Raw genomic sequence first — 9,660 nt, forward strand, 5'->3', positions numbered from 1 at the left:
GCCCGGCATTTTGGCCGAGAGATACAGCTGGTTTGCATTGTCTTCAAAGCTGCGGATACGGACCATCTGGCGGTACATGCGCAGATAGTCCTCGGTGTTCGAACTGGCTTGTGTCTTGATATTCATATTTGTTGCCCAGTTTTTTGCGGTTAACGATAAAGAAGTTCAGGGAGCCACATTGACAGAGCCGGGACGTAAGTGACCAAAAGCAGGACCAGTCCCAAAGGTATCAAGAATGGTGCAGTTGCCTGGACGGCGCTCTCGAACTTGATATCTGCCACCCTTGCCAAGACGTAGAGCACCATCCCGATTGGTGGTGTCAGCAGCCCCAGCATCAAGTTCAGGACCATCATGATGCCAAAGTGAACAGGATCCATGCCTAGCTCCACTACGACAGGCAGAAGGACTGGTGTGAGGATTGTTATGGCTGCCACTGGCTCCATGAACAATCCGACGATAAGCAGCACGACATTTATCAACAGTAGAACCAGAATGATGTTTTGCGTGTGCCCCAGTATTCCCTGCGCGACCATTTCGGTAACCCGACTGGATGTCAGTATCCAAGAAAAAATAGAGGCAGCTGCGACGATCAAAAGAACAACCGCTGTGGTCTCAATAGTATCCATCGATATAGCCTTGATCTTGCGAAATGTCAGAGTGCGGTACACGATGCCGCCCAAAGCCAGCGCATACGCACAGGCGGCGATGGCGGCCTCAGTGGGGGTGAAAAGGCCAGCGAGAATTCCGCCTACAATAATGACTGGCGTCAACAATGACAGGAACGCACGCTTGAACGTAGACGCCAGTACACTCCAGGCAAAGCCTGCATCCCTCCCGTAGCCACGCATATGAGCATACCAGGCAACCATCGCCATCAACGCAAGTGCCATCACCAGCCCTGGGATCAGACCAGCAGCGAACAGCTGTCCAATTGATGTCGACGACACGACGCCATAGACAACGAGGGGTAGCGATGGGGGAATAAGGGGGCCAATCGTCGATGAAGCAGCTGTAATGCCGACTGCAAAATCCGGGTCATACCCTCCTTCTTTCATTGCCTTGATCTCGATGGCGCCAAGACCGCCAGCGTCAGCGACGGCTGCACCGGACATCCCGGCAAACAGGACTGAGGCACCGATGTTGACGTGGCCTAAACCACCCCGCATCCAGCCAACCATCGCCTTGGCGAAGGCAAAAATGCGGTCTGTGATACCAGCATGGTTCATTAAACTGCCAGCAAGGATAAAAAACGGGACGGCCAGCAATGGAAAGCTATCCACGCCGTTTATCATCCTGTGTAGGACCATCACTGGTGGGATCGAACTTTCGAGCACGATAAAGGCCATAGATGCACCGGCCAAAGCCAGCGCGACAGGCACACCGATAATCAGGAGCAGCGCAAGAGTACCAAAGAGAATGAGCATCATAAGTTCCTTATTCGTCCAGACCGGAAGGGACGTCGGGTGACACGTCGGTCTTGCCTTCTTTGGCATGCCGCACGGCGACTATCATCGAGTAGAGCGTCATTAAGCCAAAGCAGGCGGCTACAAAGCCGTAGAGCGTTGATTTTGAGACATCTATGGACGTCATCATTTGTCGTGTGCTGCCCGCCAATTGAACGCATAGGCCCGTCAGAACTGCGAGTAGCGCTATGCGGAAAAGGTCTACGATCAACGACAGTAGGCGTGCGCTGCGTGTAGGCAAATAGCGGTAGAAAAACTCTACCGATATGTGCGTGTTCCGCCGCACCGCGACGGCGGAGCCAGCAAAAGTCACTGCTACCAGCAGGTATCTAGCGATCTCCTCAGTCCAGCCTAGCGAGTCGTTCAGCACGTAACGCGTGAAAAACTGCACGAAGACAACGACCGCGAGCAGCCAAAAAAGGATTATCACAAAAGCAGCGTCAATAGAGCGAATTCGTGATCGTTTTACGCCATTTTCAGGCGAGGAAACATTGTGGGGCATGTTGAGGTCCAGACTTGATAGCGTTGCGCACCTAATCAGGCGCCCAAAAGACTGATTGCCGGCCACCCACAAAAAAGGGGTAGCCGGCTACGCGTGATCAGTTCAGGGACTGAAGTCGATCGAACGTCTCACGGTCCCACGTGGCGTCCGAACCATTCAACCTTTCCGCAACAGCCTCACGAAACGGCGCACGATCAACTTCGTTTACTGTGGCACCTTGCTCGCGCAACCAGTCGACTAGCTCTAGCTCGGACGTGCGTATGTCCTCCGATGCACCATTGGCAGCCTCGGCCAATACTTCCATCAGTATTGCATAATCCTTCTCGGACATATCGTCTGACAGACGACCGGCGACGATGGTTAGAAGGGCGTCGGTGATATGTCCGGTCAGAGTAATATAATCCTGAACCTCATAGAATTTTTTGAACTGGATTGTCGGCAGAGGGTTTTCCTGCGCGTCCACGACGCCTTGTTGCAAGGCAAGATAGACCTCGGAGAACGCCATTGGTGTAGCATTCGCACCGACCGCCTCGGGGAACATCTTGTAAAGTGAGGCGTTAGGCACTCGGATCTTCATACCTGCCATGTCCTCGGGTACCGTGATTTCGATATTGGAGGTTACATGCCGCTCACCATAATAGACGAGACCAGCGATATCGTCGCCCGTGGCTTCTGTATAGCCAGCCGATAGATCCGCAAACAGATCCGAGTCGCGGTATGCCTGCCAGTGGTCGTAGTCACGGAACATGAATGGCGCACTGCCGATAGCTATCGGCCCGTAACGACGTCCAGCAAAGAACTGGCCATCATAGATAATATCAACTGCGCCAAGGCTTAACCCTTCGGCTAGATCAGTCTGCTTTCCTAGCGACGATGCAGGAAACACCTCGATCGAATATCGGCCATCAGTGCGCTCTTCAAAGGTGCTGGCGGCCTTCTCTGCCCATGCATGATAAGGCGACTGAGATTCGTAAACGTGCCCCCATTTCAGCTCCACTTGAGCCTGCGCATAACTGGCGCTGGCGATAGCAAGTACGCCGCTGGCGAGCATCACGCGTACATTGAAAAATTTAGTCATTCATTCCTCCCTTGAGATTATTGCAGCCATGATGGCCGCAAGACACCCAGCCTACTCCGACTGTGTCCGGCACACAGTTGGCAGGGAGATCGCGCTCTGTCAAATAATATTTTAATCGATTAAATAAGAAGTTTATCATGAAATGTTAGCGTGCTTATTCTTGTGTTTGTGCTAATGTCGCGAGCGATAGTCGCGAAAACCGCTACAGCCATCAGATTGAATATGACCGACAAAACCAAAGCACCTACACAAAAGGCCATAGCTGAAGCGTTGGGCGTTTCGACGGCAACGGTCTCGCTCGCGTTGCGAAACAGCCCATTGATTCAAGAGGCCACCCGCAAGCGCGTACGCAACTATGTGAAAGAAATTGGATACATTCAAAATCGCGCGGCAACCTCGCTTCGAACCGGCCGAACGCGAATCATTGGGGTCGGTTTCCACGATATAATTCATCCATTTTTTGCCGAAATGCTTGCCGCTACAGAGGACAGCTTGTCGACTGACGGGGACGCCATTTTTGTCAACAGTCATGATGACGATCTGAGCAAGCAAAGACGCTTCATCAGCACTTTACAGGAACATGGGGCTGATGGGCTGATTTTATCGCCGGCGCTTGGCACGAAAGAAGTAGATCTGGAGGCATTTTGTGCAAGCAACGGGGCGGTGGTCTTAATCGTGCGCACAATTCCAGACACGAAGCTGGACTACGTGATCAACGACGACCCCGAATGTATGCGCCTTGCGACCTCCCATCTTTTAGATCTGGGGCATCAACGCGTCATTATGCTTGGCGGCAGACCAGGCACCACCACTGCCGACGGCCGCTACGAGGGCTTTCTTTCGGCCATGAAAAATGCGGGGCAAGACGAGAGCACTTCAACTTGGATAACGGGACCTGCTAAGCGGTTGCAGGCCTATGCTGCGATCAAGATGCTCTGGGCTACCGACGCGCCCAAACCTACCGCCATCGCTTGCTTCAACGACTTGGTCGCATTTGGCGCGATGAGCGCGCTTGCCGACCTTGGAATGGAGGTTGGCCGGGATGTGGCAGTCGTCGGGATTGACGACACTGATGAGGCGCAAGTATCCTTCCCGCCCTTAACAACAGTTACGAACAACGCTCAAGTTATCGGACAAACCGCGGTCGACATCCTTCGCCGTCGCTTAGCTGAGCCGGAGGCAGCTCCGATACAGGAGCGGCTGCAACCCTACATTTCAGTGAGGCGTAGCTGCGGGACGTCAGGTTTCTCTTAGAGAGACTTGAACTGTCGCGGTTTGTGGCTTCTTCGTCATCTCGATCTCCTAATCGATAAGATGAACCAGAAATCCTCCCTTGTTCAAATCCTCAGATATGTCCCACAGGTGCTGACGTCAGATACTACACAAGCCCGCGCTAGCTACTTCAGCACTGAATACTCCGCGAGCCATATCGATGGTGTGCCCACGAGACAGCTTGAGCAGCCTAACATTCTAAGCGCCCCGATCACGAATAGCTCAAACCTTGGCAGGTGTGGCAGCGCTGCTGCAGAGCCAAACAGAGAATACACCACTTTCGTCTGTAATCCTGCGCTCGATCCGCGCCGCTCGCTCAGCGGCATCAATCGCATCCAAGACCTTCGCCTGCGCGGCGTTGAACGCCACGGCCTCAACCGCGCTGTCAGTGCGATGGTTCAACCCCGTGGTACTGTCATGCCAGACGAATGCCTCAAAGCCCGCGAGATCGTCCTGCGCTGGATCCACCACCTCCCATGTCTCTGCACCGCCCTCGCCAAACCGCACCCCGTTAATCACGCGCGCCGCGGCATGGTCCTTGCGCAATTCGGCATAGCGGCGCCGATCATGATCGCGCGCTGCTTCCAGCGTTTCATGCAAATGCCCGTCTGCCGTGCGGAACACTTCCTCTTCGATATGATCCCCAAAATACATGATTGCCTCGGGGCGGCTGCGCAGGTCATCGCACCACTGCAGCCAGCCCTGGGCGGTGTCGTGGCCGGGTTCACCGCTTTGCGCGGCGTCGACCTCTAGCTGGTCCATCATGCCCAGCATGACTTCGTACCCTTGAGCATAGTCAAACTCGGTCACACCGGCCTGCTCAAAAACGCGTTCAAGCACGGCGTAGGCGCCGTCACAGACGCCCATGTCTTTGAAGAACTGTAGAGATGTTTTCATCCGATTGCTCCGTATGCGCGACCCGACCCGCTAAGCCATGTGACCGCATGGCCGTTTGTCTTGATCGCCTTGCCACCAGCACCGCCGGGATTGCCGCCTTTCACAACGGTGAAGTCAGTCAGGTTCTGCGTTCCAGAACCACCCGCAGCGCCCCATCCACCCCCACCACCAGACGCAGGGGTCACCGGTGTTGTCGTGTTATCAGAAGTATTTAAGCTGACATAAATCACAAAGGCATCGCCCTTTCCGGGCTGCCCCGGCCCGCCGCCAGGCGGTGCAAACACCGTATCGAACGCGGCCCCAAAAGGAGGGGTCGGTCGATAATCCGGCTGACCAGCCACCACATTTGGAGTCTGCCGGGTGGTATTCGTGAACACTTCGCCTACACCGCTACCGGTCCCCGGCAGAATGCGTCCGCCACCCTGACCCGAGATGCCGCCAATTTTTTGTGGACTGCTTCCGCTACCACCACCCATGTCTCATCCTCCTCCTATGATGGTTGTCCAGCAGGACATTGATTTTGTTTGATTTTAAATTTGGTAAAATCTTCGAAGACCCAGCCGTTCTTGAGCGTATCGTAGATAATCGACAGCAACTTTCGCGCGGTGGCGATGATCGCTTTTCCTGCACCGCGGCGTTCCTTGATGCGCTGATAGAAGGCGTTCAGATATCCTGAGTAGCGGATCGCGATGAGCGTGCATTGCACCAAGGTCGTCCGCATCAGCTTGTTGCCACGCTTGGTGATCCGCCCGCGATTGTCCGTATCGTTGGATTGGCTGACCTTCGGCACGATGCCGACATAGGCTGCCAGCTTGTCGGCGCTTTCAAAGTCTTCGATGTTGCCAATCCCCGACAGCAGAATGGCTGCTGAGCGTGACCCGATCCCCTTGATCGAGCTGATGCCTTCATGCCCTGGCAGTTCCGCGCCAGCGGCCTCGATCGCCTTGTCTAATTCGGCCAATGTTTCCGTCAGGCCGAACGCTTGATTGCGCAGCGCATTCAGTTCTACTTGTTCAAGTGCCGTGAAGTGGCTCACATCCAATTCGCGCAGGCGCTTCTTGCTGGCCAACCCCTCTTTTTTCAGTTTTGTACCACGCCGCACAAACATGGCGTGGATCTTGTTCAGCAGCATGGTGCGCTGCTTGACAAAGACGTCGCGGGTCGCAACCAAAGAGCCCAGTTCGGCCTCCGCTGTCGATTTTAGCCGCGTCTCCGGCAACATGTCCTTGGACAGGAAGAACGCAAGGGATCTTGCGTCGTTCTTGTCCGTCTTGTTGACCGACTTGCGGATCACCTGAAACTGGCGTGGGTTCACCACGGCAATACGCCCAACACAGGGGCGGATTTCGTCGCAAAACCAAGCTGTATTGCCCGTAGCCTCAACGGCAATTTCGTCATCGGCATCAAGGCTCATACAAAACGCCTGCAAGGCGCTTGCCGACAACGGGAAGGTTTCAAAGGCTTCCGATCCATCGTCGTGAAGACGGCAAATCGTGAAGGAATTCGTATGAAGATCGACACCGATAAAGGCCATGGCTATACTCCCTGCTCAAGGAGGCGGAACCCCGGATGGGGTGTGAACGGCCAAACCAAGCTCCTATACAAGGTCACCGGCGCGAACCGGGCCTTACGTGGGCTGTTCGGAAACAGGCGAAGGCTAAGCTCCTTCACAGGGTCGCAATGCCCTATGGACACATCCAGCCTGAGACCTATCCGCCTCCCCAAATCATGTAGCAAATTCAGGGCGTTTGGTCGCTCACAAATCATTCATACCCCCTCCTAAAGACCGCCGCCTGTTGTGACTCCGGCACCGCCCGCGCCACCGGCACCGCCATGGCTCGGGATGGTTTCTCCAGCAAAGTTGTTGGAATTTGTTGCCACTGATCCCGGCTGACCGATCGCACCACCAAGGCCAAAGGCGCCCATCACAAGGCTTGATGTGTCGCCGTAAGGCATGGCCCCGCCGCGGCCACCACCAGCACCACCGCCACCGGGGCTGTGCACAGGCGTGACAAAGAAAGCGAGAACGCTGCCGGTTGACGCAGCCCCACCACCGCCGCCGCCGCCAATATACCCTGCGGCATTATCAATGGTGATCGGGCCGGTCAGACCAATCGCAGGACCACCTGACGTGGGTGCGACATAGCTGGTGCGGTCGGTGAGCTGATAGCCTCCATCGCCACCTTTGCCCATAATGAAGCCACGGTTGACCAGCGTCAGCCCGCCGGGGAAGACCCCGCCCATGTCGAGGGCTGGCGTTGTGGTGGTATCAGACCAGATGTAGATGCCAGAGGCCACCGTTACCTCGACCTTGTTCGTGCCATCCCAGCCTTGCCCCTGCAGATATGTGTGCAGGTTCAGCTCCTGCTGATGGCTGGTGATCGTATGGGTGAACTGGGCAGATTTACCGCGCAGAGCGCCGAGCCCGATGGCACCAGTGGCCACGCCCGCCAGCCCGCGCACCTCCGCGTCCCCAAGCGAGATCGTAGTGCCAGTGGCACGGCCAAGTTCGGTGTTCACCTGGCTGAGCGAGATCGGACCTGTCAGTGGAAGCGCCATCGTTTACGGGCTCCCAAAAGCGGTGACATCACCCAGCACTGTCAAATTGCCGGAGCCGTCGAGCGTCATCACGTCAACGCCGTTGTAGCGGAAGGTCAGGCTTGATCCCGCGGCATGGGCCGTAAATGCGCCCCAACGGGCGCCGACCTCGACGATCTCCTCGCTGCCGTCCGCGCGTTTGAGGAACAGCTTGCCGTCGCGGGTATTGACTGCCAACTCGCCCAGATCCAGCTGGGCCGGGGTTGGCACCTTTGTGGCAATGGCGGATCGTTTCATACGGATTATGCTGGCCATGGGACCTCCTGGGGTTCAGCATCATGTGAGGGACGGATGACTTGGAACGCAAAGCCGTGACTTAGAACGTGCCGCCATCAAGCGAGATGCCGGTGATGCTGCCTCCGGTGATGGCCACCGCATTGGCCGCTTGCGTCGCAAGAGAGCCCAGCCCCAGATTGGACCGCGCCGTGCCTTTATTGGGCAGGTCTGCGAGGTTGGAACTTGCGGCCAGTTTGCCGGCCAGCCCATTGGTCACCGTGGTGGCAAAGTTGGGATCATCGCCCAAGGCAGCGGCCAATTCGTTCAAGGTATTCAGCGCACCGGGGGCTGCATCAATCAGTGCGGCGATCGCTGCCTGAACAAAAGCGGTGCTCGCGATCTGGGTCGTGTTGGTGCCGCTGGTTGCCGTGGGTGCGCTTGGCGTGCCGGTAAACGCAGGCGAGGCCAGCCCTGCTTTCGCGTCAATCGCAGCCTGTAAGCCGCTGACCTGCGAGATCGCATGGCTATGCGCTGCGGGCGCGAAGGTTGACGGTTTGCCGGTGATGCCTGCCCAAGGCACACTGTCTGCCACCTCAGCCGCGTCGACCTTGCCGTCGTTATCCGCATCATAGGCAGATTTAAGCATATCCCCCGCGCCAAAGCCTGCCAGTGCCGATTGCACAAAGGCCGTGGTGGCAAGCTGGGTTGTGTTGGTCCCACCTGTGGCCGTCGGTGCTGTGGGCGTGCCGGTGAGTGCCGGTGAAGTCAGGGGCGCTTTTGCGATCAGCGCCGACTGCAACCCCGTGACATCGGCGATGCCGTGAGTGTGGCCGTTAGCAGCTTTCCCATCAAGAGTGGCCTGCAGCCCGCTCACCTCGGAGATCGCATGACCATGGGCGGCCGCCGCTTTGCCCGCAAGCCCTGCATCGAACTGCGATTTGCGCACAAGATCGGTGCCGGCGCTCGCGTCCTTGCTCGACTTGGGCACACTCGAGAATGTCTTTGCGCCATCAATCGTCTGGCTCCCAACGCGGGCGACAAACCCGCCCGCACCTGCCAGCGGCACGATGGCTGTGGCATTGCCACTTCCGTCATCGCCTTTGCCGATATAGAGCGTGTCATCCACCTCGTTGTGGGCGACCTCGCCGGATTTGAGCGCGGCGGGCGCGCCGGCATTGCCTGCCTGGCGGCGTTTGAACTGGATCGTATTGGCCATCAGAAGAAGCCTCCGTTGATTGGGGTGTTTGTGGGCAGGATAGTGATGCCGGGATCGCCCTGATCGCCTTTGTCACCGGGTGGACCAACCTTGCCCTCCGGGCCAGGCTGGCCGCCAAGGCGAATGCGCAAGGGCCCAGTGACCACCCGGACCTTGACGGGGGCCGTGATGGTGATGGGCCCTGTTTGATGCGTAGCAGCACTCATGAAGCAAACCCGCGCGTGACCGGCAGGATGACCGGCAGTTCCAGCAGGAAGCCCAGATGCAGATCAGGCGTGAGGTCGGTGCGCACGAGGTCCAGAACGACACGCCCGGGGGCGAGACCGGCGGTTTGCTCGGGGCGTAGCGCCAGTTCCAGAACCGTGTCGCTGATCCGTATGATCCCGTAATCGGCGCTGGTGAGCGTGGCCAAGACTTC

Annotated in this window: 11 protein-coding genes and 1 pseudogene; 1 reads left to right on the top strand and 11 read right to left on the bottom strand. The window is 57.0% G+C overall.

Features of this window, described 5'->3' with window-relative positions; translation table 11 throughout:
* Positions 1 to 149: 149 nt before the first annotated feature.
* From C7964_RS19335 to C7964_RS19345, 3 genes are all read right to left on the bottom strand, one after another.
* Positions 150 to 1,424 carry a TRAP transporter large permease gene (locus C7964_RS19335; RefSeq protein ID WP_110281192.1) on the bottom strand — a complete coding sequence of 425 codons (1,275 nt, stop codon included), beginning with the start codon at positions 1,422 to 1,424 and terminating at the stop codon, positions 150 to 152.
* Positions 1,425 to 1,434: 10 nt separating this feature from the next.
* Positions 1,435 to 1,965 (bottom strand): TRAP transporter small permease, encoded by a 531-nt coding sequence (locus C7964_RS19340; RefSeq protein WP_110281202.1) that lies wholly within the window; start codon positions 1,963 to 1,965, stop codon positions 1,435 to 1,437.
* A 97-nt stretch (positions 1,966 to 2,062) separates the two neighbouring features.
* Complete coding sequence (locus C7964_RS19345) at positions 2,063 to 3,043, bottom strand: sialic acid TRAP transporter substrate-binding protein SiaP (protein WP_110281193.1); 981 nt, start codon at positions 3,041 to 3,043, stop codon at positions 2,063 to 2,065.
* A gap of 222 nt (positions 3,044 to 3,265) precedes the next feature.
* Between C7964_RS19345 and C7964_RS19350 the strand changes: the two genes are divergently transcribed.
* Entirely contained in the window at positions 3,266 to 4,297 is a 1,032-nt protein-coding gene (locus tag C7964_RS19350; protein WP_181417260.1) for a LacI family DNA-binding transcriptional regulator, read from the top strand.
* 240 nt (positions 4,298 to 4,537) lie between these two features.
* On the opposite strand, the gene C7964_RS19355 is transcribed toward C7964_RS19350, so the two are convergent.
* From C7964_RS19355 to C7964_RS19390, 8 genes and pseudogenes are all read right to left on the bottom strand, one after another.
* Positions 4,538 to 5,212 carry a hypothetical protein gene (locus C7964_RS19355; RefSeq protein WP_110281195.1) on the bottom strand — a complete coding sequence of 225 codons (675 nt, stop codon included), beginning with the start codon at positions 5,210 to 5,212 and terminating at the stop codon, positions 4,538 to 4,540.
* Entirely contained in the window at positions 5,209 to 5,688 is a 480-nt protein-coding gene (locus C7964_RS19360) for a hypothetical protein (RefSeq protein ID WP_110281196.1), read from the bottom strand. The genes C7964_RS19355 and C7964_RS19360 overlap by 4 nt, the downstream gene beginning before the upstream one ends.
* A gap of 14 nt (positions 5,689 to 5,702) precedes the next feature.
* Positions 5,703 to 6,746, bottom strand: coding sequence for an IS110 family RNA-guided transposase (locus C7964_RS19365; protein WP_110281197.1), 1,044 nt, complete (start codon positions 6,744 to 6,746; stop codon positions 5,703 to 5,705).
* Positions 6,747 to 6,991: 245 nt separating this feature from the next.
* On the bottom strand, positions 6,992 to 7,771 hold the full coding sequence (locus tag C7964_RS19370) for a hypothetical protein (RefSeq protein ID WP_110281198.1): 780 nt from the start codon (positions 7,769 to 7,771) through the stop codon (positions 6,992 to 6,994).
* A gap of 3 nt (positions 7,772 to 7,774) precedes the next feature.
* Positions 7,775 to 8,065 (bottom strand): hypothetical protein, encoded by a 291-nt coding sequence (locus tag C7964_RS19375; RefSeq protein ID WP_110281199.1) that lies wholly within the window; start codon positions 8,063 to 8,065, stop codon positions 7,775 to 7,777.
* A 61-nt stretch (positions 8,066 to 8,126) separates the two neighbouring features.
* Positions 8,127 to 9,242, bottom strand: coding sequence for a phage tail fiber repeat family protein (locus C7964_RS19380; RefSeq protein WP_110281200.1), 1,116 nt, complete (start codon positions 9,240 to 9,242; stop codon positions 8,127 to 8,129).
* A complete protein-coding gene (locus C7964_RS19385) occupies positions 9,242 to 9,448 on the bottom strand; it encodes a hypothetical protein (RefSeq protein ID WP_110281201.1) in 207 nt (68 codons plus the stop codon). The genes C7964_RS19380 and C7964_RS19385 overlap by 1 nt, the downstream gene beginning before the upstream one ends.
* A pseudogene (locus tag C7964_RS19390) lies at positions 9,445 to 9,660 on the bottom strand (hypothetical protein); the annotation flags it as partial. The gene C7964_RS19385 and the pseudogene C7964_RS19390, both read right to left, overlap by 4 nt.

The organism is Loktanella sp. PT4BL, assembly GCF_003201935.1.
Classification (GTDB): Bacteria; Pseudomonadota; Alphaproteobacteria; order Rhodobacterales; family Rhodobacteraceae; genus Yoonia.